The organism is gamma proteobacterium symbiont of Scutellera amethystina, from assembly GCF_059730845.1.
On the sequence record NZ_AP035935.1, the window covers coordinates 553,077 to 576,264 of the forward strand.

Genomic DNA, 23,188 nt, shown 5'->3' on the forward strand with positions numbered 1-23,188 from the left:
ATGAAAAATAATAATATGCACCGTCGCGCAGCGGCGCGGCGCCTCTCTTTGCTTGCCGGTTGCATTACGGTCATGATGGCTCCGGCCATCAGCGTAATGGCCGATTCGACCAGTGAACTGATGATGTTTGCCGAGATGAGCGGACATCGCCCGGCCGCCCCCGCTGCGGCACCGGTACGCAGCGTGCCGGTACAGCGCGTGCCCGTTGCGCCAGCCCAGCGCTTTGCAACCGCGCCGGCACCGCAACCGATGTTTACGCAACCTCAGGCCGCGCCGGTTGCACCACCGGTCGCCGCGCCACGCGCTCAGCCGGCACCAGCGCCGGCACCTTCACCGGCCCCAGCGCCAGCAGCGCCGATTGCACCACCGCCAGTGCAGCCGGTACAGGGCGGCGGTTTTCTGACGGAGGAGCAGCGCCAGCCGGAACCCAGGCAGACGAATCCGCTGCTGAAATCGGTACGCACTTTCAACCCACAGCAGCCTGCGCCGGTGCCGGTGAATGAAGCAGAAGTAAAAGCACAGAGCGAGTTCAGTTATGTCAGTCCGCCAGTAGCGGAAACCAGAACCACTGCCGCCGATGCCGCCGTGGCGCGTTCACCGGTCAGCCTGAGCGGCGCGGTGGATGAAACCGTGGCTGAATCCGAGCTGCGGCAGAAATTCCTCTCGGCCGCGCGCATCACCTGGCGCATCAGCCCGGCGCTGAAATCGTCCGTGGCGCAGACCGATGCCGCCGCCGCCAGCGTGGATGAGGCGAAAGGGCAGCGCTGGCCGCAGCTGGATGTCAGCGCCAGCTCGGCGACCAAAGAGTTTGGTGGCGGGGTAAAAAGCGACGGTAGTCAGAGCAACGTGCCGGCGCTCGGCGTGTCGATGGCGACCAACCTGATTGATTTCGGTCAGACCAGCCGCACCATCGAGAGCCGCGAAGAGCGCGTGACCTCGGCGCAGCAGGCGGCGCAGGCGCAGCGTGAAGAGCTGGCGATGCAGGTCAGCAACGCGCTGATTGAGTGGAACAAGCAGCAGCGGATCATTGCCATCAGCCAGCAGTACGTGGCGCGCATGACCGAACTGACTACCATGCTGAGCGGCATTGTGCAGTCGGATACAGGCCGCCGCAGCGAGCTGACGCAGGCCAAAGGCCGATTGCTGCAGGCGCAGAGCTATCTGGAGAATGCCGAGTCGCGCGCGCGCGATGTCGAGATCACGCTGAACCGCCTGATGGGCAACAGTCGCGTGACGCTGCCAGCCAGCGATCGCTGGGCGATGAATTTTGGCGATCTCAATCGTCAGCTGGCCAGCCTGGATTATCATCCGCTGATCCTGCGCGCCAGCGCGGAAACGCGAGCGGGGTTTAAAGAAGCGGAGGCGATTAAAGCTTCCGGCCTGCCAAAACTCAACTGGACGGTAACCAAAAGCACGCGTGAGGATCAGCTCGGTCGCCAGCAGGCGTGGCAAACCGGCATCAACGTTAGCTGGGGCCTGTTCCGCGGTGGTTCAACCAACGCGCAGGAGATTGCGGCGATTAAACGCGCCGAAGCCAGCCGTCAGCAGGTACAGGAGCAGCGACGTGATCTGGAAAATCGCGTGCGCGCCGCCAGCCAGGATGCACACTCCATGGCCGATCGCGCCGCGCTGTATAAGAGTCTGATTGTCGAGTCTGACCGCATCCGCAAAGACTTTTTCGATCAGTGGTATCACCTCGGACGCCGCTCGCTGCTGGATGTCCTGAGCGCCGAGAGCGATCTGTATAACAACCAGGTGAGCGAAGTGAGCAATCGCTTTGACAGCTACGCGGCGATCATTCGCGGCTACTCCAGTGCCGGCATCCTCAGCCGCTGGCTCACCACCGGACGTTAAGCGTCAGCGCGCTGTGGCGGGTTAGCCGGTATCAGAAACAACAGCGCAACCGGGATGGCAGCGAACGGCAGCAGGGCTGTGGCGGCGCTGCTGCTGTAGATCTGCGCAAAGAGTATCGCCCCGACAATTTGCCCAATCGCCAGCGTCAGAAACGCCGCCGCCACGCCAGAGGCCGCATTCTGTGGCGTGGCGGCGGCACCCGCAACCAGCAGAATACCCGACAGCGTGACATATCCCGCGCCGCACAGTGCCGCCGCCGGTACCAGCCAGTAGCTAAAGTGGGTGAGTGCCGCCAGCAATAGCAGCGGAACGGCCATCGCCAGCTGCGCCAGCCAGTATACCTGACGCATACCGATGCAGCGTGCCAGCGGGCCGGTCAGCGCGCCGAGAATGCCGGCCGCGCCGCTAACCAGCCACAGCATACTGGCGTGGCCTTCGTTCAGGTGGCTGTGCTGGCGTAACACATCCGGTCCAAAACACCACCACGCCGCGCTGGCGACACCGCTAAGAAAAGCGATGATAATCACCCGCTGCAGCGCATGATTGTGCAGCCGATCGCGCCAGCCAACCGGCGATCCCGGTGGATCGGCACGACCGGCGGGCAGGCAATAGCGTGCCAGCAACAGGCTGATTAACGCCAGCGCGGCAAAACAGCAGCAGGCCGCGCGCCAGCCGCCGGGCATCAGCATAAAAATGGGCACTGACACAATAATGCCCGCGCCGGTGCCGGCGTTGATGAGCGTATTAGCGGCGGTTTGCCGCGACGCGTCAATTTGCCGGCTCACGGCACTGGCGAGCGCCGGCGAAGCCAGTCCGGCACCGAGACCGGCGATAAGCAGCCCACCGGCAATCAGCCATGCGCTGCTGGCAGCGGCCAGCAGCAGTAAGCCGAACATAGCCGTCAGCGCTGCCAGTATGGCGGTGCTGCGCACGCCCCAGCGCGCCAGCAGCAGCGTGGCGCCGGGCGTGGCCAGGCAGTAAGCCAGATAGCTGCAGGCGGCCAGCATGCCCGATGCGCGCGGGCTGAAGCTGATCTGCTGCGCCACCTGCGGCATCATCATTCCCCAGGCAAAACGTGCCAGTCCGTAGGTCACGGCGATCAGCATAAAGCCGCTTAGCGTCAGGCGGAGTGAAGCTTTCATGGCGTATTCGCCATCAGTTGCTCAGCCGCCAGACGCGCAGTGACCGCGGCCTGCGGACCGTCAACCAACCCGGCCATAATCGCCCCTTCAAACAGTATCCAGATGGCATCGGCCAGCGCTGACGGCGAATTTCTGTGCGAGTGCGCCACGCAGGCACGGATGTAGCCGCGCTGCCAGTAGCGATAATCCAGCGCCTGCGCCGCCAGCTCAGCATCCTGCTCCGCATACTCACCGTACGCTTTGGCAAAAAAGCAGCCGAGCGATCCTTCCGCCTGCATCCACTGTTCCAGCACCGAAAACAGCTGGCTGATGGCTACCGGATCGTCTGGCTCTGACAATAAATCGGCAAAGCGCTGCCGGCGCGCGGTCATCACCGCGGCAGTTAACCGCTCGCGCGACGGAAAGTGCTGATAGAGCGTACGCGTGGAGACCTTCGCCTCACGGCAAATGTAATCGGTGCTGGTGGCATGAAAACCGTTGTTGTAGAACAGCCGCTCGGCAGCGTTCAGGATGTGTTGTTTTTTACGCATACCTTAAAAAGTAAACCGATCGTTTTACTTTTGCAAAGTTGCGGGAGCGAAAAACGGGTGCGAGGCGGTTAATCACCGCCTGTTTCGAGGATGCAGCTTTGAAGAAATTATCAATCAGGAAACGCGCTTAGCCCAGTCGGGCGATGCGCGATCGGGCCTCATCCAGATGCTGTTGTAACGCGGCTAGGCAGGGCACAAAATGATCGGAGAAGCCATCGCAACTGTTCGCCAGAGACAAAAATTCCTCCGCCAAAGCTAGCGCTTCCCGCCATGTATCGCTGCTGACCACTTCCGGCAGGGACGCAGGCCGCAGCGTATTCACGATGGCGCCGCCCGCTCTGGGCGCAAAGCCCATCGGCAGAATGTCATAAGCCGGCGCGAGGTGGTATGGACGGCCATGGCGACTGATGAATGACAGGTTACCGGCGTGCATGTCGGTATTGCCGATCAGCATGCCGAATGCCCAAAGCCGGGTCGTGCTATTAGCGGCCTCACGCACCCGTCTACCGGGCAGCCAACCAACAGTGCCGCAATCGGACAGTGTGCCACGTAGGCCACGGCGCTGGCCGCGAAATACTCGCCCGTCATAGGTTAATCACCATCACTTTTAGCCCGCTAACTCAGCGGGTTTTTTTATGCCTGTCACCAGACCGCACAGAACGCCTTCAGAGAGCCGCACAGACGCAACCATTCGACGTATTACCCTCAAATGGATCACCCGCACAGCGTGGCGCTGGTGCAGCCACAGCCCGACAAAATAAACGTCTCACCGACAAAAACGGCGCTACACCGCACCCGCCTGCGGGTTTTGCATCAGGAAAATTTTTCAGTTTTATTTTTCTTCAAACCGCCGTGCCGGGCCGCGCTGCTGCTGGCTTCCTGCCGGATTCTGCGAACTGAAATCGTTGAAAAGATTTTCAGTAATTTTCAGTTTTCTAGATCGAATGAAGATCGTGGTGGCTCGTCAGTTATATGATTTTTATATAAATTTAGGATTTTACGTCATCTGCAGGATCTAGCGGAGATCGACCGGCCTGAATAAGACTTTTAGCGGGAACACAGGCGGCACTTGGGCTGAAGAAGCATTGCTGTTGATGCTTCGACTGAAAAACTCTGTCCGGCATGATCTGCGATTATGTACTGTGATTGGGTAATATGAGAGCAATAAAGTGGAACAGATATCTTCAAACGAAGCGCTTTTGTGTTCATGCAGTGCGACGAAAAACGGACGAAAGATGTTATCTCGAATGGAATAGCAACTACTTCAAAGGACTAAAAAAGAAAAACCCCGCAGGGCGGGGTCTTATGCTGCTTTAGGTTGAGGTGGCTGACCAGATTGGTCCATCGCAGAACAACTTAAAGCTTCAACATCTTGTGCATCAAACGCTTGCCAAAAAGATGTTGCTTCAGCTATCAACGAGAGAGTTTCAGTAACATCGAAGCTAATCTCTTGAGTGTTCATAACTTACCTTAGTATTTTAACCCGAACAGGGAGTAAGTAGTGATGTAAGGGATTCAAATGAATGCCTGACGATGTCGTCACTATAAGGTAATAGTACTCTATGATCAAATTTATGTGCGTCTTGATGTTCTTAAAGCGAAGATTGCACCTCTGATACTCTCTTCGACAGTTTCTAAAGATGCAGAAAGGTGGGGCATGCAAGTAACATCTTCATAGAACCCATAACGGTGATACCGAGACAAATTGTCTTCTGTCGGGTTAAGTATGTAAATCTCTTCCATCTTAGTTGCTTTAGCAAGGGTATGAGCATAGATCATCGCTGATAGCCAAACCTTACCTGATAAATGACTTTGGGTGTGCTTAAGGAAGTTTTCCATCATGCAAACATTGAGCCTTGTTCTGCGCAGATCAAGCTGGCATAGAATCACACCTCCCAGAGGCGCCTCAGGGGCATCAACAATTTTCATAGATACATCTAAGACCCCATTGCTTGCATCAAGTAATGGTTCTCCATAAGTGGCAAGCGCCCATTTCCAATTCAAGGAACCGTAGGCTCCACTCTTGAGCAATGCAACATCATGATCATTAAGGCGGCCATATCCGATCGGCCATTTAAAACCGTCAGCTACAGCTTGGACTGCATTGACAGCAAAAGTGTGGACGTTACTGAGTGAAAGCATACTGTTTTCTTTTTTAATTTCTCATTGCTGAGCATGTTATATGGGGGTAAATCAGGTTTCAACTAAACGCATGTCCAATATTGAGGGGACAAAAAGGGGACAGTAAGCAAAAAGGAAAAAAGAAAAACAGCTGCTTTTGTAGGTAACTGAATGATTTTAAAGTGTTAATTTGGTGGCCCCTGCTGGGTTTGAACCAGCGACCAAGCGATTATGAGTCGCCTGCTCTAACCACTGAGCTAAGGGGCCAGCGGAGCGGGGATTATAAAGTATCTCGGTGGGGCGATCCAGCGTTGCTCAATCGGTTGGTGAAAATTCCCGCAATCACTGAGTCCTTGATCTCACAGCAAAAAATCCCGCAACCCCGGCAGAAGCGGGCGATAAGCGCCCAGCGATGTCGCGTTTTTGAGACAAGGCTTGCTGCTGCCTTGTCTCCGGATGCGCAGGTTCAGCGATAGCGAGAGGCAGGCTTATTCAGCGAGATAAACGGCAGGATGGCGCCGCGCGCCTGCTCAAAGCTTTGCCACAGGCCCATATCTTCTACCGAAGGAATGGTGATCGCTTCGCCGTCATCCAGACCGCGCAGCGCAGCGGCGACTAAGTCATCGACCTCCATCACCATCTCTGCCGGCAGGTCATCCACCGAGCGCCCGGTGCGCTGGAAAATCTCGGTGCGCGTCAGGCCCGGCAGCAGCGCCTGCACGCGTACGTTGTGGCCCGCCAGCTCACGCTGTATGTTACGCGTCAGCGAGAGCACAAAAGCTTTCGTCGCATTGTAGGCCCCGTTTGCCTGCTCGTTGACCAGCGCCAGTACCGACGCCACGTTCACGATGGTGCCCGCGTTGCGGCTGCGGAAAACCTGTGCGGCCGTGTGCGAGAGCTGCGTCAGCGCCACCACGTTCAGTGCCAGCATGGTTTGCGTCTGGTTGATGCTGGCGTCGATAAACTCGCCTTCCACCGTCATGCCCGCATTGTTGATCAGTGTGGTAATACGCGTATTGTCCCGCAGCTCGCTATCAATACGCGCCAGATCCTCATGGCGCGTCAGATCCGCGGCCAGCACGCTGACTTCCACGTCGTGCGCCTCACGCAGCGACTGCGCCAGTGCGCTCAGACGTGCAGCATCGCGCGCCACCAGAATCAGGTCGTTGCCGCGTGCAGCCAGCTGTTTAGCGTAAGTTGCGCCGATACCGCTGGAAGCGCCGGTGATTAAAGCCAGTTGATGTGACATGGGAAAAGCCCTCTGTATGATGGTCGTCATATTTGTGTGCTGATAATATGACGACCATCATATCTATCGTCAAGCTGGAATATGACGATCGTAATAATTACACTGATTGCCATTAACGATGAGCAGGGTAAAAACCGATGGAAAAGCTAAGCCATAAGGCGCGCACGCGGCAGCGCATTCTGGAAGAAGCGGCGGTGGTGATGCGCGAATGCGGCACCGAAGGCATTGGCGTGGCAGCGCTGATGAAGCGCGTCGGCCTGACGCACGGCGGGTTTTATGCGCACTTTGCCTCGCGTGAAGCGCTGGTCGAAGCGGTGATTAGCGAGATGTTTGCCGACTCGGCGCAGCGTTTTGCCGCCGTGCTGGCGGTTGAGGATCCGGCTGAACGGCTGAACCAGTGGATCGATCGCTATCTGTCGGACCAGCATTGTGGCGCGCCGGGCGAGGGCTGTCCGATACCGGCGCTGGTCAGCGAAGTGGCGCATTTACCGCCGGATGCGCGGGCGCTGTTTTCGGCGAAGCGCGAAGCGGTGCGGCGCCAGCTGGTGCAGGCGCTGGAGCAGCTGGGACATGCGCAGGCGGAGAGCATCGCCAGCAGCATGCAGGCCGAAATGGTCGGTGCGCTGGCGCTGGCGCGCGCCTGCACTGACGAGGCGGAAGCGCGCCAGATGCTGGAGATGACGCGTCAGGCAGTCAAACTGCGCGCCGGGCTGGTGACAGCATGAGCGATCACGACATCCGCGACATCATCGCGCCCGATTTGCAGGTGCTGTTTTGCGGCATCAATCCGGGCAAATCCTCGGCGCATACCGGTTTTCACTTTGCGCATCCCGGCAACCGCTTCTGGAAGGTGATTCATCAGGCCGGATTTACCCGCGAACAGCTGCTGCCGGAGCAGGAACAGCGGCTGCTGGAGACCGGCTGCGGCATCACCATGCTGGTAGAGCGCCCCACCATTCAGGCCAGCGAGCTGGCGGGCGCGGAGCTGCGTGACGGCGGCGCGCGTCTGCAGGAAAAGGTGCTGCGCTATCAGCCGCGCGCGCTGGCGGTGCTGGGTAAGGATGCGTTTCAAAAGGCATTTCGTCAGCGCAACGTGGCGTGGGGCGAGCAGCCGCAGCTGCTGGGCGAAACCCGCTTATGGGTGTTGCCCAATCCCAGCGGATTAAACCGCGCTTCGCTGGAGGAGATGGTCGCCGCTTATCGCCAGCTTCATGATTGGTTACAGAATAAGGCGTGAGCTGGCTCTGTTTCATCAGGTAATAACGTTGTTCATCGTTTTGTTTCTGGCTACACCGGATGCTCCACGCAAAAAAAGGAGCAGGGAGATGAAGCAACGCACCATGGTTCTGGCGGCACTGCTACTGGCGGCGCAACCGGGCGTCCAGGCCGCAACGCTGAAGGTATTCAGTTCCGGCGGTATGTACCCGGTGATTGAAAGCCTGAAGCAGGATTATCAGCAGCAGAGCGGTGACAGCATTGAGCTGGAAGCGGCGCCGTCGATGGGTGATACGCCGCAGGCGATTCCTAATCGCCTTAAACGCCATGAAAGCGCCGATGTGCTGGTAATGGTGGATTACGCCATCAAGCCGCTGGAGCAGGCGAAATGGGTGGATAGCGCCAGCCATCAGGTGCTGGCGCACTCGTACATTGCCATGGCGGTGAAGCAGGGCACCACGCCGCCGGATATCAGTACCGTCGCGAAGTTCAAACAGGTGCTGACCTCCGCCTCAAGTATCGCTGTGTCTGACAGCGCCAGCGGCAAATATATTCAGAGCAAGATGCTGGATAAGCTGCAGCTGGGCCCGAAAACGGCGGCGAAGATCACCGTGATTCCGGCCACGCCGGTGGGTGAGGCGGTCGCGCAGGGCAAAGCCGAGCTGGGCTTCCAGCAGAACAGCGAGCTGAAGGCGGTGAAAGGCATTACTATCGTGGGACTGATTCCGCCGGCGGCACAGCAGGATACGCTGTACGGTGCGGTGATCACGCGCAGCAGCCAGCAGCAGCAGGCCGCGGCGAAGTTCGTGAAATACCTGCAGAGCGACAAGGCGCGCAGCGTGATGCAGGAGAAAGGGCTGACGCCATACTGAAGACAATAAAAAACCCCGGCAAGCCGGGGTTTTTACTGACAGGACGATTAATCATCGAGGAAGCTACGCAGCACTTCCGAGCGGCTCGGATGGCGCAGTTTACGCAGCGCTTTGGCTTCAATCTGACGGATACGCTCACGCGTTACGTCAAACTGTTTACCCACCTCTTCCAGCGTGTGGTCGGTATTCATATCGATACCGAAACGCATACGCAGGACTTTGGCTTCACGCGCGGTCAGGCCAGCCAGCACATCGTGGGTGGCAGAACGCAGGCTTTCCGAGGTTGCGGAATCCAGCGGCAGTTCCAGCGTGGTGTCTTCGATAAAGTCGCCCAGATGCGAATCTTCATCATCACCAATCGGCGTCTCCATCGAGATCGGCTCTTTAGCGATTTTCAGCACCTTACGGATTTTATCTTCCGGCATCAGCATGCGCTCAGCCAGCTCTTCCGGCGTTGGCTCGCGGCCCATCTCCTGCAGCATCTGGCGCGAAATACGGTTGAGTTTGTTAATGGTCTCAATCATATGCACCGGAATACGGATGGTACGCGCCTGGTCGGCGATGGAACGGGTGATCGCCTGACGGATCCACCAGGTGGCGTAAGTTGAGAACTTATAGCCACGGCGATATTCAAACTTATCCACCGCTTTCATCAGACCGATGTTGCCTTCCTGAATCAGGTCGAGGAACTGCAGGCCACGGTTGGTGTACTTCTTGGCGATGGAGATCACCAGACGCAGGTTAGCCTCAACCATCTCTTTCTTCGCACGACGCGCTTTGGCTTCGCCGATCGACATACGACGGTTGATGTCTTTCACCTGCTCAATGGTCAGGCCGGTCTCTTCTTCAATCTGCAGCAGTTTCTGCAGCGAACGCATGACATCTTCTTCCACTTCCTGCAGTTTTTCTGACCACGGTTTGTTCATGGCCAGTGCCGCTTTGAACCAGCTCTCACTGGTTTCATTACCGGTAAACAGGGTGATGAAGTTTTTCTTCGGCATTTTGCACAGTTCAACACACAGCTTCATGATCAGGCGCTCTTGGGTGCGCACGCGCTCCATCATTTCACGCATGTTGTTCACCAGGTAATCGAACTGCTTCGGTACCAGGCGGAACTGTTTAAACACTTCAGAGAGATTGTTGATCTCGGCCACGGCGTCCGCATGGCTGCGGCCTTTGGCTTTGATCACGTTGCGCGTAGTTTCGTACTGCGTACGCAGGTCGTTAAACTTCTCGCGCGCCAGTTCCGGATCGATAGAGTTATCGTCGTCGGAGCTGTCATCGTCGCTCTCTTCGTCTTCCTCTTCGTCGTCGTCGCGGTCTTCTTCTGACAGCTCAGAACCAACGTGGGTCGCGGTCGGTGCCAGATCTTCCTCGGCGTTCGGATCGACGAAACCGGTGATCAGGTCAGACAGGCGTGACTCGCCCGCTTCAACGCGATCGTACTGATCGAGCAGGTAGGTGATTGCTTCCGGGTATTCGGCGACAGAGCATTGCACCTGGTTGATACCGTCTTCGATACGCTTGGCGATGTCGATTTCGCCTTCGCGCGTCAGCAGTTCAACGGTACCCATTTCACGCATATACATGCGTACCGGGTCGGTGGTACGGCCAATTTCAGATTCAACGCTGGATAATACCTGAGCGGCAGCTTCCGCGGCATCTTCGTCAGTATCGGTGCTGTTTTCATTCAGCATCAGATCATCGGCATCCGGGGCTTCTTCCACCACCTGAATACCCATATCGTTGATCATTTGGATGATGTCTTCGATCTGATCGGAGTCGACGATATCTTCCGGCAGATGGTCATTGACCTCAGCATAGGTCAGATAGCCCTGCTCCTTACCACGGGTGACAAGCAGCTTAAGCTGTGACTGCGGGTTTTGCTCCATAAGACGGTATCCACACTTCTGTTAATTAGATTGGTGTCGGTCGGCAGCGAGCCAACTATAACAGTGAAGGCGTTGTATTTTTGCCGCTGCCTTCAACGCGGCCAGGGCTTTGGCCCATCGTAAATCGGCACTTAAGCCGCTTAATATTCTGTCCGGCGCTAACTCACTTGCCATTTTCAATTCTGGTAGTGCTTCCAATCCTCACGTACGCCAGTACGCTCCGGTTGCTGCGCGCTGGCAGCCTTGAAACTGACAGCGATGTTAACGCCTCTGGTATGTATGCATTGCTTCCGGCTTCGCTTACAGCGTCCATAAACCAGAAACATCAGGCAAGAACGGCGGCGTTATCAGCCTTCATCATTCTGACCCGGTAAAATCTTATTTTTTGGCTAATGCCTGGCTTAATGCCCAGAATTCACGGCGTTCGGCGGCGCTCAGGCCTTCAGTCCGGTCGCGCGCAATCAGTGCTTCGAGGCGCTGCTCCAGCGCAGCATCATAGATGCTTGCCAGCGAGTCCTGGAACACCTCTTCCGCTTCGTCATCTACGATCATGTGGTTCCAGGTGGCCAGTGTTTCAAGGGGCTGGCTAAATTCTGTCCCGCGATATAACTCTAGTAGCTGTCCGGTGGTCAGGCCAGGATTCTCAGTACAACGGCGGACTAACTCCACAAACAGCGGCAATCCCGCTAATTTAGACTGCTCCAGCCCGTCCAGCGCAGGCACGATGGCGGCAAATTGCGGATTCTGCACCAGCAACGCAATCAGCACGCGCATGGTGGTGCGTTTCATCGGCGGCGCCACCGGCGCGGTACCGCTTTCCGCCTGCTTCGGCATCAGCTTGTCTAACTGGTTATCGTCCAGAATGCCGAGTTTATTACCCAGCGTCTGACGCATATAAATCCGCAGCGTTTCGCCCGGAATCTGGCTAATCAGCGGCAGCGCCAGCGTCGCCAGCTTGGTACGGCCGTCGCGCGTACTCAGATCCACCTGCGGCATCAGGCTGTCGAACAGAAACGTGGAGAGCGGCATAGCCTGCTCCATCCGCGCTTCGAACGCTGCTTTGCCCTCTTTACGCACCAGGGTATCCGGGTCTTCGCCGTCGGGCAAAAACATAAAGCGTAGCTGACGACCGTCATTCATGTAAGGCAATGCGGTTTCCAGTGCACGCCATGCAGCTTCACGACCGGCGCGGTCGCCGTCGTAGCAGCAGATCACGTTATCGGTCGAGCGGAACAAAAGCTGGATATGTTCCGCCGTGGTCGAGGTGCCCAGCGAGGCGACAGCATAATCAATGCCGAACTGCGCCAGCGCCACTACGTCCATATAGCCTTCCACCACCAGCAGACGCGCCGGTTGCGGATGATTTTTTTGCGCTTCATACAGGCCGTATAACTGGCGGCCTTTATGGAAAATCGGTGTTTCCGGTGAGTTCAGGTACTTGGGCGTATCGTTGCCCAGCACGCGGCCACCAAAACCAATCACGCGTCCGCGCTTGTCGCGAATCGGAAACATCACGCGATCGCGGAAACGATCGTAGGTGCGGCCGCTGTCATTGCTGACCAGCATGCCCGCTTCCATCAGCGATTCACGATCTTCTTTCTGCTGACCGAAACGCTTCAGCACGTTGTCCCAGCCGGCTGGCGCATAGCCAATGGCAAAGTGATCGATCACCTGCTGGCTCAGACCGCGTGTGGCGAGATACTGTTGTGCTGATTTCGCCTGCGGATTACGCAGGCTCTGCTGATAAAAGCTGTCTAAACCTTCCAGCAGCTGATACAAGCTCTGGCGCTGATGGCGCTCCATCGGGCTCGGACCGTTGCCCGCTTCGTACGGCACTTCTAAGCCGTGCTGCGTGGCAAGTTCCTCTACGCTCTCGACGAAATCCAGACGATCGTGATTCATCAGGAAGTCGATGGCGTTGCCTTTGGCACCACAGCCAAAGCAGTAGTAGAACTGCTTTTCACCGCTTACGGTGAAAGAGGGGGTTTTTTCGTTATGGAACGGACAGCACGCGTGATAGTTCTTACCCTGCTTTTTCAGCTTAACGCGGGCATCGATAAGATCCACGATGTCCGTGCGGGCAAGTAAATCATTGATAAATACGCGTGGAATTCGTCCAGCCATAAGCCCCGGTTTTTCAGCTCATAAACGGCAACAAGCCGCGCTTCCTTTCGGAAAGCACGGCCTCTTACTTGACTCTGTCTGCGTTTAACACGCGGCGGAAGCGAACTTCCGAAAAGAAATTAGTACAGACGAGTGCGGCGTGCGTTTTCGCGAGCCAGTTTCTTGGCGTGACGCTTAACAGCAGACGCTTTAGCGCGCTTACGTTCAGTCGTTGGTTTTTCATAGAACTCACGACGACGAACTTCAGCCAGAACGCCTGCTTTCTCGCAGGAACGCTTGAAGCGACGCAGTGCTACGTCGAATGGCTCGTTTTCACGTACTTTAATTACCGGCATGTAACTCTCACCTCGATAAAATTCGGTTTTTGCTGCTGACTGCGGCGCCAGCACTTTTCAAAATGGTGCAGCATTTTACTCCAGGCGCGGCTGGCTTGTAAAGCACCATGGACAATTTAGAACCAACAGGAGCGTTTGCCTGTGCGGCTGCCGGTTTTTTCAGGCCGTGGAGTATAGCGCACTCTTTGCGCGACAGAAAAACACTTTTTCGCGTGCGGAAGGGGGCAGGCGTCAGCCGGCCTGTGCTACACTGCGCGCCGCAAGAAGAGGGTGATAAAGCTATGCGAGTTCTGGGTATTGAAACGTCCTGCGATGAAACCGGCATCGCGATTTATGACGATGCGTCCGGTCTGCTGGCGAATCAATTATATAGCCAGGTAAAATTACATGCCGATTATGGCGGCGTGGTGCCGGAACTGGCCTCGCGCGATCACGTGCGGAAAACCGTGCCGCTGATCCAGGCCGCGCTGAAACAGGCGGGCTTACAGGCCGGAGAGATTGACGCCGTGGCGTACACCGCCGGTCCCGGCCTGGTCGGTGCGCTGCTGGTTGGTGCCACCATTGGCCGCGCGCTGGCGTTCGCCTGGAACGTGCCGGCGGTGCCGGTGCATCACATGGAAGGCCATCTGCTGGCGCCGATGCTGGAAGACAACCCACCGGCATTCCCGTTCGTGGCACTGCTGGTCTCCGGCGGCCACACGCAGCTGATCAGCGTCACCGGTATTGGTGAATATACGCTGCTGGGCGAATCGATTGATGATGCCGCCGGGGAAGCGTTCGATAAAACCGCCAAGCTGCTGGGGCTGGATTATCCGGGCGGCCCGATGCTGTCGCGCATGGCACAGCAGGGCACGCCGGATCGCTTTAAGTTCCCGCGCCCGATGACCGATCGTCCGGGACTGGACTTCAGCTTCTCCGGCCTGAAAACCTTTGCGGCGAATACCATTCGCGAACATGACGGTGACGAACAGGCGCGCGCCGATATCGCCCGCGCCTTTGAAGATGCGGTAGTGGATACGCTGATGATCAAATGCAAGCGTGCGCTGGAGCAGACCGGCTTCAAACGCCTGGTGATTGCCGGCGGCGTGAGCGCCAACCGCACGCTGCGCGAACGCATGGCAACCATGATGAGCGCGCGCGGCGGCGAGGTGTTTTATGCCCGTCCGGAGTTCTGCACCGACAACGGCGCGATGATTGCCTATGCCGGCATGGTGCGGCTGAAAGGCGGCACGCGCGGTGAGCTGGGCGTCAGCGTGCGGCCACGCTGGCCGCTGGCGGAATTACCGGCCATCTGATGATAAAAAACCGGCTGCGCGCCGGTTTTTTTATTTCTTCTTTTTACGCTTCCACACGCGGTTTTCCTGACCGCGCCACAGGCGCTGAATATTGTCGTGATGGCGCAGCAAAATCAGGCATGACAGCATCGACACCGGAAAGGTGAACTGCGGCTTAAACCACCAGACATAAAACGGGGCAATTAACGCGCTGACGATCGCGCCCAGCGATGAGTAGCCGCTGAGCAGCACCGTCAGCAGCCAGGTGCCGGTCATCAGGCCGGTCAAATCCCAGCCAATCGGCGCGATGGCCCCAAACGCGGTGGCCACACCTTTGCCGCCGCGAAAGCGGAAAAATACCGGATAGATATGGCCAAGGCAGGCGGCGATGGCCGTGAGACCAAGATACATCGGCGTGACGTGCAGCCACCAGGCGATCCATACCGGCACCATTCCCTTCGCCACGTCGAAAATCAGTACCGCGGCAGCGGCGGCTTTACCGCCAATACGTAACACGTTGGTGGCGCCTGGATTGCCAGAGCCTGCGCTGCGGGGATCGGGTAAACCAGCGAGTTTACAAACCAGGATCGCACTGGAAATCGAGCCGCAAAGATACGCGAAAATAATCATACCAAGCGCGATAGCACTCATAGCTTCGTACCGTTCCTTTTGGGTCGTTTTGTTCTCGATAAGCGTGGATAATACGCATAATCCGCCGGAAGTGGTATCCGGCTAAGCCAAAAACAGAGAGTGACATCATGGATATCGTATTTATAGAACAACTCACCGTGTTCACCACTATTGGCGTTTACGACTGGGAACAGGGCATGCAGCAGAAGCTGGTGCTCGATGTCGAAATGGCGTGGGACAACCGTCAGGCGGCGGTGAGCGACGATGTGAACCACTGTCTGAGCTACGCCGATGTCACCGAAGCGATCCTCAGTCATCTGCAGGGACAGCGTTTTGCGCTGGTCGAACGGGTGGCAGAAGAAATCGCCGATCTGTTGATGAATCGTTTCAAAACGCCCGGGGTACGCGTGAAGGTAGGTAAACCGGGGGCTGTCGCCCAGGCGGCGAGCGTGGGCGTGAGAATTGAGCGCGGGACTATTCCTAAATAAATCCTGCGTGATTGCCATCACAATGAAACCAAACCAAATTATGGTGTGTCTCAGTGGAGGCCGCTGCGCTGATGAAGGGGAAGTGACCGAAATCCTTAAGGTTTCCTTCAGCAAGGTGCAGGCATAATTTCAGGCGGTAGCGGTGCGCGACCGCCTTTTTACTGTTTAAAACGGATAGAGGGTAAAATTTGATGGCAGACATTCATCAGCTATGGGTAGCTGCAATCCTGGGGGTTGTGGAAGGCCTTACGGAGTTCCTGCCGGTCTCATCCACAGGCCACATGATTATTGTTGGCCATTTGCTGGGGTTCGAGGGTGAGAAGGCGGAAACCTTTGAAGTGGTGATCCAGCTGGGCTCAATCCTCGCCGTAGTCGTGATGTTCTGGCGCCGGCTGTTTGGCCTGATCGGCATTCACTTCGGCCAGGAGCGCCACGAAGGCGTCGGCAGCGGAAAACTGACGCTGATTCACATTCTGCTGGGTATGGTGCCGGCAGTGGTGATTGGCCTGGTACTGCATGACCAGATTAAAACCCTGTTTAACCCGATCAACGTGATGTATGCGCTGGTGGTGGGCGGCGTGCTGCTGCTGGCGGCGGAATATCTCAAGCCAAAGCAGCCGAAGGCGGTGGGCATTGATGACATCACCTATCGCCAGGCGTTTATGATTGGCTGCTTCCAGTGTCTGGCGCTGTGGCCGGGCTTCTCGCGTTCCGGCGCCACCATCTCCGGCGGTATGCTGATGGGCGTCAGCCGCTATGCGGCGTCCGAGTTTTCCTTCATCCTCGCGGTACCGATGATGATCGGTGCTACCGGACTCGATCTCTACAAGAGCATGGGCTTCCTGACGATGCAGGATTTCCCGATGTTTGCCGTGGGCTTCGTGACCGCCTTTATTGTCGCGCTGCTGGCGATCAAAGTGTTCCTTGAGCTGATCAAACGTATCTCGTTTGTGTCGTTTGCCATCTACCGCTTTATCGTCGCGGCAGCGGTTTACGCCATCTTTATGTAATACGCGAGGCGCGGCCGGTTACGCTGGCCGCGCGTCGATTAACCCTTCCTGCAACGCCAGCACGCGCCGACGCGTCAACTCTTCCCGTACCGCCGCGCCTTTGAAACCGGCCTCGACCACCGCTTTGGTGGGCACCGCCTGCGCCAGCGCAAACGCGCGCCGCAGATAATCGCCCTGCGGATAAGCCATGCTCTCCAGCGTAGTACGCCCGCGTGCATCGGCTTCGCTGGTCAGTGCCATCTTTTCCACGCGATCGGGCTTGCGCCAGGCGTCGATGCGGTCAAACAGCGCCACCAGCGCGTCAGCCGGCTGGCGTTCAATGGTGTGCACCACATCGTGAAACTCCGTCACCACCAGGGCCAGATCGCGCACCTGGTTCGGCACACGCAGCCGCTGGCACAGCGCTTCAACAATCGGAACACCGGCCGGGCCGTGGCCATGATGGCTCGGCCACTTCTCTGGCGGCGTCAGCGCTTTACCCACGTCGTGGAACAGCGTGGCGAAACGCACGTCAAGCTGGTCGGAGAGCGCTGCGGCCATGGTCAGCGTCATCAGCGCGTGGACGCCGGTATCGATCTCCGGATGCCACTTAACGGGGGCCGGAATGCCGTACAGGTTGTCGATTTCCGGGAACAGCACCTGCAATGCATCGCAGTCGCGCAGCAGCTGGAAATAGACCTGTGGATTGCGCGTCAGCAGCGCTTTTTCCGTCTCTTTCCACACCCGCTCTGCGGTGAGGTGCGCCAGTTCACCGCTGTGCGCCATCTCGCGCATCAGCGCCTGGGTTTCAGGTGCCACACGGAAATTGAGGTGGGCGAAACGGGCAGCAAAACGCGCCACGCGCAGCACGCGCAGCGGATCTTCATTAAAAGCTGCCGACACGTGACGCAGGGTGCGCTGCTGCAAATCCTGCTGGCCGTGATAAGGGTCGATCAGCGTGCCGTCAGCGGCCTGCGCGATGGCATTGATGGTCAGATCGCGACGCTGTAAATCCTGCTCCAGCGTCACGTCCGGCGCGAACTGGGTCACGAAGCCGGTATAACCGTTGCCGCTTTTGCGCTCGGTGCGCGCCAGCGCATACTCTTCGCGGCTTTCAGGATGTAAAAAAACCGGAAAATCCCGGCCCACCTGCTGATAGCCCTGCGCCAGCATGCTGTCGGGCGTTGCGCCCACCACCACCCAATCTCTATCTTTTACCGGCAAACGCAGTAAGGCATCACGCACTGCGCCACCGACCAGAAACGTCTTCACTCAACCACTCCAGAGGCAATCCACTTTTGCGTGCCGCGCACGCTTGTTACGTTATTGTTGCATACTTTGGCGAAAAAGCGGGCATGCCAAAAGGGGCATCTTACGATCCCCTCCAGGCAAACCACAAATGGCGTGGCGGCTTTAATTCATCCAGCGATCGTTTTTCTTGCGGCGCGGCACCATGTGCGGCAGCAGCAGACCGAGCAGCAGACCCACGCCGAGCACGCCGCCGCCATACATAAACCACTGCATGATGATGGTGCGCTGTTTGTCATCCAGCTGAACGTTAGCGGCGCTGACCTTCTTCTGCGCCACAATCAGCTCGTTGCGCAGCTTCTGATTCTCTTCTTTCAGGCCGTTGATGGTGCCGTCGCTGTTGGCCACCTTGTTCTGCATCTCTGACGTACGCTGATTCCAGCTGTTATCAATGTTCGCCAGTTTGTCGGTCAGCTCTTTAACCTGCTGTTCCAGCTGCGGCACGCGGGTGCGCAGGCTGGGAGAGGCACTGAGCTGCGACAGCGGAATCCAGTTAGTTTTGCCTTCTGCATCGCGGATTTGCGCGTACTGCGAGTCATTATTGGTTTGCAGCAGCGTGACTTCCTCCCCGGCATTCAGCTTGCCAACCAGGCGATACTGATCGCCAGGGCCGCTGCGTACCCAGGTGGATAATTCGTCGGAGATGTAACGTTTTTCATCGGCCGCGTGGGCCGGTGCGATGGCGCTGAAAGCCAGCAAAGAGAGGGCGGCAAGTGTGATTTTTTTCATTCGATATCGTTTTTTCATGATGGGCGTAAATTTACCGGCACAGTCTGGAGTCGCTTCGCATAAATCTGAATGAGAACTATCCTGGTCTCAATGCGGTGCGAAAAGGGTCGTAAAAGCACAAGAAAGCAGAGACAGCAGGCTTGCGGTGCATTACTCTTCGCCAGATTAAACTCGTAAGTGCCAGCAGCGTATTGAATAAAAAATTATGACCATCGAAATCGAATTAAAGTTCATTGCCACCCCGCAAGCCGCCGAAAAACTGGTGCAGACGCTTGCCGCCTGGCCACATCAGCACCACGCCGCGCGTGAGCTGACCAACATCTATTACGAAACCGATGACAACCAGCTGCGCCGCTGGGATATGGGCCTGCGGATTCGCGGCGTGGATCAGCGCTATGAAATGACGCTGAAAACCGCCGGCAAAACGCTGGGCGGTCTGCATCAGCGTCCGGAATACAACGTCGACCTCAGCGAGCCGCAGCTGGACATTGCCCGCCTGCCGGCAGAGATCTGGCCGCAGGGGACCGATATTGCCGCGCTTCAGTCGCGTTTGCAGCCGCTGTTCAGCACCCATTTCCAGCGTGAAACCTGGCTGGTGAGCGTTGGCGACAGCGAAATTGAAGTGGCTTTCGATTGCGGCAGCGTTGCCGCAGGGGAGCTGAGCGAGCCGCTGTATGAAGTGGAGCTGGAGCTTAAGCGTGGAGCGCGCAGCGATATGCTGACCTTCGCCAGTGCGCTGATCGCCACGGGCGGCCTGCGCCTTGGCAGCCTGAGCAAAGCGGCACGCGGTTATCAGCTGGCGCAGGGCAACGCGCCGCGCCCATTGCGCGCGCTGCCGCTGCAGAAAATTGCCGCCAAAGCCACGGTGGAGCAGGGCATGGTTCACGCCATGAGCGCGGCGCTCGGCCACTGGCAGTACCACGAAGAGGTCTGGCTGCGCGGTAATGAAGACGCCCGGGCACGGGTAATGGAAGCGCTGGAAACGCTGCGTCAGGCGTTTTCCCTGTTTGGCACACTGGTGCCGCGCAAGGCCAACAGCGAACTGCGTCAGAAGCTGACCCGGCTGGAAGAGCTGCTGGCGGACAGCGAGGCCAGCGCGGAAAACGTCTGCTTCTCACCGACCTCGGTCGAAGCCCAGTTAGCACTTACTCACTGGCTGGTGGAGTCGCAGTGGCAGCCGTGGCTGGACGAGAAGAGCAAAAGTAAGCTGCAGGGATCGTTTAAACGCTTCAGCGACATCATGCTGGGGCGCATCGGCGCGGATCTGCGTGAAACCTTCGTTGACGTGCAGCTAATTAATGAATTTCAGGACAAAGCCACGCGCCTGAACCGCCAGTTGCTGGCGGTGCATCTGCTGGCGGGGGCGTATCCGGCTGAAGAAGTCAGCCAGTGGCTGGCGGGCTGGCAGGAGTTGCAGCACGCTATTCGTGAAAAACAGGAGCGCGGTCTGATTCAGCTGGTCAATCTGGCGATCCGTCAACCGCCGTTCTGGCTGAATAACGGTGCGAAACGCTAAGGCTACGGCACCATCAATCATCAGGGAGGGAAGATGTCGTTACCGTTACCGTTACCGACGCTGATGCAGGCGCAGCTCGCCAGCGTGGCAGAACGTCTGGGCCTGCCGCTGGCGGCGATCACCCCGCAGCAGGCTGGCGCACTGACCTTTAGTGACTTTATCGTGGACAACCTGCAGCAGCATCCGGCGTGGTGGCAACAGCTGCAGCAGCAACCGCCGCAGCCCGAAGAGTGGCAGCACTATGCGGCCTGGCTGGCAGCGGCGCTGCAGCCGGTAGATAACGAAGCCTCCCTGATGCGCGAACTGCGCCTGTTCCGCCGTCATATGCTGGTGCGCATCGCGTGGATGCAGGCGCTGGAGCAGGCCAGCACCGGGCAGAGCCTGACGCAGCTCAGCACGCTGGCGGAAGTGCTGATTACCGCCGCGCGCGACTGGGTGTGGCAGGATTGCTGCCGGGATTTCGGCACGCCGTGCAACGCCGCCGGCGAAGCGCAGCCGATGCTGATTCTGGGTATGGGCAAGCTGGGCGGCGGTGAACTCAACTTCTCTTCCGATATTGACCTGATTTTTGCCTGGCCGGAAAACGGCGTCACCCACGGCGGCCGGCGCGAGCTCGACAACGCCCAGTTCTTCACCCGCATGGGGCAGCGCCTGATCAAGGTGCTGGATCAACCTACCGTCGATGGCTTTGTTTATCGCGTGGATATGCGCCTGCGCCCGTTCGGCGACAGCGGCCCGCTGGTGCTGAGCTTTGCCGCGCTGGAAGATTACTACCAGGAGCAGGGCCGTGACTGGGAGCGCTACGCGATGGTGAAAGCGCGCCTGATGGGCGACGACGGCGGCCACTGGAGCCAGGAGCTGCAGCAGATGCTGCGCCCGTTCGTCTATCGCCGCTACATCGATTTCAGCGTGATCCAGTCGCTGCGTAACATGAAAGGCATGATTGCCCGCGAAGTACGGCGGCGCGGCCTGAAGGACAACATCAAACTCGGCGCCGGCGGCATTCGCGAAACCGAATTCATCGTCCAGGTGTTTCAGCTGATTCGAGGTGGACGTGAGCGCTCACTTCAGCTGCGTTCGCTGCTGCCCACGCTGCAGGCCATCGGTGAGCTGGCACTGTTAACGCCGGAGCAGGTTGATCATCTGCGCGCCGCCTACCTGTTTTTACGCCGGCTGGAGAATCTGCTGCAGAGCATCAACGATGAACAGACGCAGACGCTGCCGGAAAATCCGCTCGACCGCCAGCGCCTGGCCTGGGCGATGGGCATGGCGGACTGGGCGATGCTACTGGCACAGCTGGAACAGCACATGGCCGGCGTGCGCCACATTTTCGACGAGCTGATAGGCGATGATGCGCCGGATGTCGACGATCAGCCGCAGCTGGCAGAGTTTGCCAGCCTGTGGCAGGACGCGCTGGAAGAGAGCGATTTGCTGCCGGTGGTACCGCAGCTGCAGGCGGAACAGCGCCATGCGCTGTATCGGGCGCTGAATGATTTCCGTCAGGATGTCAGTCGCCGCACCATCGGTCCGCGCGGCCGGCTGGCGCTCGATCAATTAATGCCGCGCCTGCTAAGCGAAGTGTGCGCGCGTGACGACGCCGATGTGGTGCTGGCGCGCCTGACGCCGCTGCTGCTTGGCGTATTAACGCGCAGCACCTATCTCGAGTTGCTGACCGAATATCACGGCGCGCTGCGCCATCTGATTCGCCTGTGTGGCGCTTCGCCGATGATTGCCAGCCAGCTGGCGCGCTATCCGCTGCTGCTGGATGAACTGCTCGATCCGGCCACGTTGTATCAGCCCACTGCCACCGATGCCTATCGTGATGAACTGCGCCAGTATCTGCTGCGCATTCCCACCGATGATGAAGAGCAGCAGCTGGAAGCGCTGCGCCAGTTCAAGCAGGCACAGCATTTGCGTATCGCCGCCGCCGACATCGCCGGAACCCTGCCGGTGATGAAAGTGAGCGATCACTTAACCTGGCTGGCGGAAGCGATCATTGAATCGGTGGTGCAGCAGGCGTGGCAGATGATGGTGCAGCGCTATGGCCGTCCTTCGCACCTCACCAGCGACAGCGAGCGCGGCTTTGCCGTGGTCGGCTACGGCAAACTGGGCGGCTGGGAACTGGGTTACAGCTCGGATCTCGATCTGGTGTTTCTGCATGACTGTCCGGACGATGCCGAAACCGACGGTGAACGCGTTATCGACGGGCGTCAGTTTTACCTGCGTCTCGCCCAGCGCGTCATGCATCTGTTCAGCACCCGCACCTCGTCCGGCATTTTGTATGAGGTGGATGCGCGCCTGCGCCCCTCTGGCGCGGCCGGCATGCTGGTCAGCACCTTTGCCGCCTTTGACGACTATCAGCGCCATGAAGCCTGGACGTGGGAACATCAGGCGCTGGTGCGCGCGCGCATCGTGTTTGGCGAACTGGCGCTGTGTGAGCGCTTCGATGCGATCCGGCGCGGTATTCTGTGCCTGCCGCGTGAAGGCGCGAAGCTGCAAACTGAAGTGCGGGAGATGCGTGAGAAAATGCGTGCGCACCTCAGTAACAAGCACAAAGGCCGCTGGGAGATTAAAACCGATGAGGGCGGTATCACCGATATTGAATTCATCGCGCAGTATCTGGTCTTAGGTTACGCCGCCAGCCAGCCGGCGCTGACGCGCTGGTCGGATAACGTGCGCATTTTCGAACTGATGGCGCGCCACGGCATCATGGCTGATGAGGAAGCGCAGGCGCTGACGCACGCTTACGTCACGCTGCGCGATGCGCTGCACCATCTGGCGCTGCAGGAACTGCCGGGTCATGTCGATCCGGCATCGTTCGCTGACGAACGCGCCGTGGTGCACGCCAGCTGGCAGCGCTGGCTGGCCGCGAGCGACGCGGATGACACGGAGCAGTGAGCCTGGCGGCTTCTATGCTATT

General features: G+C 58.2%; 22 protein-coding genes and 1 tRNA gene. 10 read left to right on the top strand and 13 right to left on the bottom strand.

The window, feature by feature from the left end:
* Positions 1-1,854: a TolC family protein gene (locus tag AC6I79_RS02650; RefSeq protein WP_264441945.1), complete on the top strand. Its 1,854-nt coding sequence runs from the start codon at positions 1-3 to the stop codon at positions 1,852-1,854.
* Here the strand turns inward: AC6I79_RS02650 and AC6I79_RS02655 are convergent.
* From AC6I79_RS02655 to AC6I79_RS02665, 3 genes are all read right to left on the bottom strand, one after another.
* The gene (locus tag AC6I79_RS02655; protein WP_498027537.1) at positions 1,851-2,996 is read right to left on the bottom strand and encodes an MFS transporter; all 1,146 of its coding nucleotides are present in this window, start codon (positions 2,994-2,996) and stop codon (positions 1,851-1,853) included. The two genes, AC6I79_RS02650 and AC6I79_RS02655, sit on opposite strands and share 4 nt — an antisense overlap.
* Positions 2,993-3,526, bottom strand: coding sequence for a TetR/AcrR family transcriptional regulator (locus AC6I79_RS02660; RefSeq protein WP_104188237.1), 534 nt, complete (start codon positions 3,524-3,526; stop codon positions 2,993-2,995). The genes AC6I79_RS02655 and AC6I79_RS02660 overlap by 4 nt, the downstream gene beginning before the upstream one ends.
* A 127-nt stretch (positions 3,527-3,653) precedes the next feature.
* Positions 3,654-4,025, bottom strand: coding sequence for a HipA domain-containing protein (locus AC6I79_RS02665; protein WP_498027538.1), 372 nt, complete (start codon positions 4,023-4,025; stop codon positions 3,654-3,656).
* 210 nt (positions 4,026-4,235) lie between these two features.
* Between AC6I79_RS02665 and AC6I79_RS02670 the strand changes: the two genes are divergently transcribed.
* The gene (locus AC6I79_RS02670) at positions 4,236-4,502 is read left to right on the top strand and encodes a hypothetical protein (protein WP_159378442.1); all 267 of its coding nucleotides are present in this window, start codon (positions 4,236-4,238) and stop codon (positions 4,500-4,502) included.
* Positions 4,503-4,829: 327 nt separating this feature from the next.
* Here AC6I79_RS02670 and AC6I79_RS02675 read toward each other — a convergent pair whose 3' ends face one another.
* The 4 genes from AC6I79_RS02675 to AC6I79_RS02690 all read right to left on the bottom strand — a co-directional run bounded on the left by AC6I79_RS02675 (position 4,830) and on the right by AC6I79_RS02690 (position 6,896).
* Positions 4,830-4,988: a hypothetical protein gene (locus AC6I79_RS02675; protein WP_159378441.1), complete on the bottom strand. Its 159-nt coding sequence runs from the start codon at positions 4,986-4,988 to the stop codon at positions 4,830-4,832.
* A gap of 110 nt (positions 4,989-5,098) precedes the next feature.
* Positions 5,099-5,668: a hypothetical protein gene (locus tag AC6I79_RS02680; protein WP_136548017.1), complete on the bottom strand. Its 570-nt coding sequence runs from the start codon at positions 5,666-5,668 to the stop codon at positions 5,099-5,101.
* Between the two features lie 170 nt (positions 5,669-5,838).
* Positions 5,839-5,914: transfer RNA gene (locus tag AC6I79_RS02685), tRNA-Ile, on the bottom strand.
* A 199-nt stretch (positions 5,915-6,113) separates the two neighbouring features.
* Positions 6,114-6,896, bottom strand: coding sequence for an SDR family NAD(P)-dependent oxidoreductase (locus tag AC6I79_RS02690; protein WP_159377962.1), 783 nt, complete (start codon positions 6,894-6,896; stop codon positions 6,114-6,116).
* A 137-nt stretch (positions 6,897-7,033) separates the two neighbouring features.
* Between AC6I79_RS02690 and AC6I79_RS02695 the strand changes: the two genes are divergently transcribed.
* The 3 genes from AC6I79_RS02695 to AC6I79_RS02705 all read left to right on the top strand — a co-directional run bounded on the left by AC6I79_RS02695 (position 7,034) and on the right by AC6I79_RS02705 (position 8,983).
* The gene (locus AC6I79_RS02695) at positions 7,034-7,621 is read left to right on the top strand and encodes a TetR/AcrR family transcriptional regulator (protein ID WP_498027539.1); all 588 of its coding nucleotides are present in this window, start codon (positions 7,034-7,036) and stop codon (positions 7,619-7,621) included.
* Positions 7,618-8,133: a G/U mismatch-specific DNA glycosylase gene (gene mug / locus AC6I79_RS02700; protein ID WP_152390417.1), complete on the top strand. Its 516-nt coding sequence runs from the start codon at positions 7,618-7,620 to the stop codon at positions 8,131-8,133. Before AC6I79_RS02695 ends, mug begins: the two co-directional genes overlap by 4 nt.
* A gap of 88 nt (positions 8,134-8,221) precedes the next feature.
* The gene (locus tag AC6I79_RS02705; RefSeq protein WP_058759768.1) at positions 8,222-8,983 is read left to right on the top strand and encodes a substrate-binding domain-containing protein; all 762 of its coding nucleotides are present in this window, start codon (positions 8,222-8,224) and stop codon (positions 8,981-8,983) included.
* Positions 8,984-9,030: 47 nt separating this feature from the next.
* On the opposite strand, the gene rpoD is transcribed toward AC6I79_RS02705, so the two are convergent.
* The 3 genes from rpoD to rpsU all read right to left on the bottom strand — a co-directional run bounded on the left by rpoD (position 9,031) and on the right by rpsU (position 13,334).
* Positions 9,031-10,875 carry an RNA polymerase sigma factor RpoD gene (gene rpoD / locus AC6I79_RS02710; protein WP_058759769.1) on the bottom strand — a complete coding sequence of 615 codons (1,845 nt, stop codon included), beginning with the start codon at positions 10,873-10,875 and terminating at the stop codon, positions 9,031-9,033.
* 378 nt (positions 10,876-11,253) lie between these two features.
* Positions 11,254-12,999: a DNA primase gene (gene dnaG, locus AC6I79_RS02715; protein ID WP_021509629.1), complete on the bottom strand. Its 1,746-nt coding sequence runs from the start codon at positions 12,997-12,999 to the stop codon at positions 11,254-11,256.
* A 119-nt stretch (positions 13,000-13,118) separates the two neighbouring features.
* Positions 13,119-13,334, bottom strand: coding sequence for a 30S ribosomal protein S21 (gene rpsU, locus AC6I79_RS02720; RefSeq protein ID WP_001144069.1), 216 nt, complete (start codon positions 13,332-13,334; stop codon positions 13,119-13,121).
* A gap of 281 nt (positions 13,335-13,615) precedes the next feature.
* Between rpsU and tsaD the strand changes: the two genes are divergently transcribed.
* The gene (gene tsaD, locus AC6I79_RS02725; protein WP_031280133.1) at positions 13,616-14,629 is read left to right on the top strand and encodes a tRNA (adenosine(37)-N6)-threonylcarbamoyltransferase complex transferase subunit TsaD; all 1,014 of its coding nucleotides are present in this window, start codon (positions 13,616-13,618) and stop codon (positions 14,627-14,629) included.
* 30 nt (positions 14,630-14,659) lie between these two features.
* On the opposite strand, the gene plsY is transcribed toward tsaD, so the two are convergent.
* On the bottom strand, positions 14,660-15,259 hold the full coding sequence (gene plsY / locus AC6I79_RS02730; protein ID WP_021509626.1) for a glycerol-3-phosphate 1-O-acyltransferase PlsY: 600 nt from the start codon (positions 15,257-15,259) through the stop codon (positions 14,660-14,662).
* 107 nt (positions 15,260-15,366) lie between these two features.
* On the opposite strand from plsY, the gene folB reads away from it, so the two are divergent.
* Positions 15,367-15,726, top strand: a complete 360-nt coding sequence (folB, locus tag AC6I79_RS02735) for a bifunctional dihydroneopterin aldolase/7,8-dihydroneopterin epimerase (RefSeq protein WP_021509625.1) — start codon at positions 15,367-15,369, stop codon at positions 15,724-15,726.
* A 191-nt stretch (positions 15,727-15,917) separates the two neighbouring features.
* The gene (gene bacA / locus AC6I79_RS02740; protein ID WP_031280132.1) at positions 15,918-16,736 is read left to right on the top strand and encodes an undecaprenyl-diphosphate phosphatase; all 819 of its coding nucleotides are present in this window, start codon (positions 15,918-15,920) and stop codon (positions 16,734-16,736) included.
* Between the two features lie 18 nt (positions 16,737-16,754).
* On the opposite strand, the gene AC6I79_RS02745 is transcribed toward bacA, so the two are convergent.
* Positions 16,755-17,987 (bottom strand): multifunctional CCA addition/repair protein, encoded by a 1,233-nt coding sequence (locus tag AC6I79_RS02745; RefSeq protein WP_104188250.1) that lies wholly within the window; start codon positions 17,985-17,987, stop codon positions 16,755-16,757.
* Between the two features lie 141 nt (positions 17,988-18,128).
* Entirely contained in the window at positions 18,129-18,752 is a 624-nt protein-coding gene (locus tag AC6I79_RS02750) for a TIGR04211 family SH3 domain-containing protein (RefSeq protein ID WP_010618709.1), read from the bottom strand.
* A 205-nt stretch (positions 18,753-18,957) separates the two neighbouring features.
* Between AC6I79_RS02750 and AC6I79_RS02755 the strand changes: the two genes are divergently transcribed.
* Both AC6I79_RS02755 and glnE read left to right on the top strand, forming a co-directional pair.
* Complete coding sequence (locus tag AC6I79_RS02755) at positions 18,958-20,268, top strand: CYTH domain-containing protein (RefSeq protein ID WP_498027540.1); 1,311 nt, start codon at positions 18,958-18,960, stop codon at positions 20,266-20,268.
* A 33-nt stretch (positions 20,269-20,301) separates the two neighbouring features.
* Positions 20,302-23,166 (top strand): bifunctional [glutamate--ammonia ligase]-adenylyl-L-tyrosine phosphorylase/[glutamate--ammonia-ligase] adenylyltransferase, encoded by a 2,865-nt coding sequence (glnE, locus tag AC6I79_RS02760; protein ID WP_498027541.1) that lies wholly within the window; start codon positions 20,302-20,304, stop codon positions 23,164-23,166.
* Positions 23,167-23,188: the final 22 nt, after the last annotated feature.

Coding starts and splice junctions, on each gene's coding strand:
- AC6I79_RS02650 (WP_264441945.1), top strand. CDS start 1: ATGAAAAATAATAATATGCACCGTCGCGCAGCGGCGCGGCGCCTCTCT.
- AC6I79_RS02655 (WP_498027537.1), bottom strand. CDS start 2,996: ATGAAAGCTTCACTCCGCCTGACGCTAAGCGGCTTTATGCTGATCGCC.
- AC6I79_RS02660 (WP_104188237.1), bottom strand. CDS start 3,526: ATGCGTAAAAAACAACACATCCTGAACGCTGCCGAGCGGCTGTTCTAC.
- AC6I79_RS02670 (WP_159378442.1), top strand. CDS start 4,236: ATGGATCACCCGCACAGCGTGGCGCTGGTGCAGCCACAGCCCGACAAA.
- AC6I79_RS02675 (WP_159378441.1), bottom strand. CDS start 4,988: ATGAACACTCAAGAGATTAGCTTCGATGTTACTGAAACTCTCTCGTTG.
- AC6I79_RS02680 (WP_136548017.1), bottom strand. CDS start 5,668: ATGCTTTCACTCAGTAACGTCCACACTTTTGCTGTCAATGCAGTCCAA.
- AC6I79_RS02690 (WP_159377962.1), bottom strand. CDS start 6,896: ATGTCACATCAACTGGCTTTAATCACCGGCGCTTCCAGCGGTATCGGC.
- AC6I79_RS02695 (WP_498027539.1), top strand. CDS start 7,034: ATGGAAAAGCTAAGCCATAAGGCGCGCACGCGGCAGCGCATTCTGGAA.
- mug (WP_152390417.1), top strand. CDS start 7,618: ATGAGCGATCACGACATCCGCGACATCATCGCGCCCGATTTGCAGGTG.
- AC6I79_RS02705 (WP_058759768.1), top strand. CDS start 8,222: ATGAAGCAACGCACCATGGTTCTGGCGGCACTGCTACTGGCGGCGCAA.
- rpoD (WP_058759769.1), bottom strand. CDS start 10,875: ATGGAGCAAAACCCGCAGTCACAGCTTAAGCTGCTTGTCACCCGTGGT.
- dnaG (WP_021509629.1), bottom strand. CDS start 12,999: ATGGCTGGACGAATTCCACGCGTATTTATCAATGATTTACTTGCCCGC.
- rpsU (WP_001144069.1), bottom strand. CDS start 13,334: ATGCCGGTAATTAAAGTACGTGAAAACGAGCCATTCGACGTAGCACTG.
- tsaD (WP_031280133.1), top strand. CDS start 13,616: ATGCGAGTTCTGGGTATTGAAACGTCCTGCGATGAAACCGGCATCGCG.
- plsY (WP_021509626.1), bottom strand. CDS start 15,259: ATGAGTGCTATCGCGCTTGGTATGATTATTTTCGCGTATCTTTGCGGC.
- folB (WP_021509625.1), top strand. CDS start 15,367: ATGGATATCGTATTTATAGAACAACTCACCGTGTTCACCACTATTGGC.
- bacA (WP_031280132.1), top strand. CDS start 15,918: ATGGCAGACATTCATCAGCTATGGGTAGCTGCAATCCTGGGGGTTGTG.
- AC6I79_RS02750 (WP_010618709.1), bottom strand. CDS start 18,752: ATGAAAAAAATCACACTTGCCGCCCTCTCTTTGCTGGCTTTCAGCGCC.
- AC6I79_RS02755 (WP_498027540.1), top strand. CDS start 18,958: ATGACCATCGAAATCGAATTAAAGTTCATTGCCACCCCGCAAGCCGCC.
- glnE (WP_498027541.1), top strand. CDS start 20,302: ATGTCGTTACCGTTACCGTTACCGACGCTGATGCAGGCGCAGCTCGCC.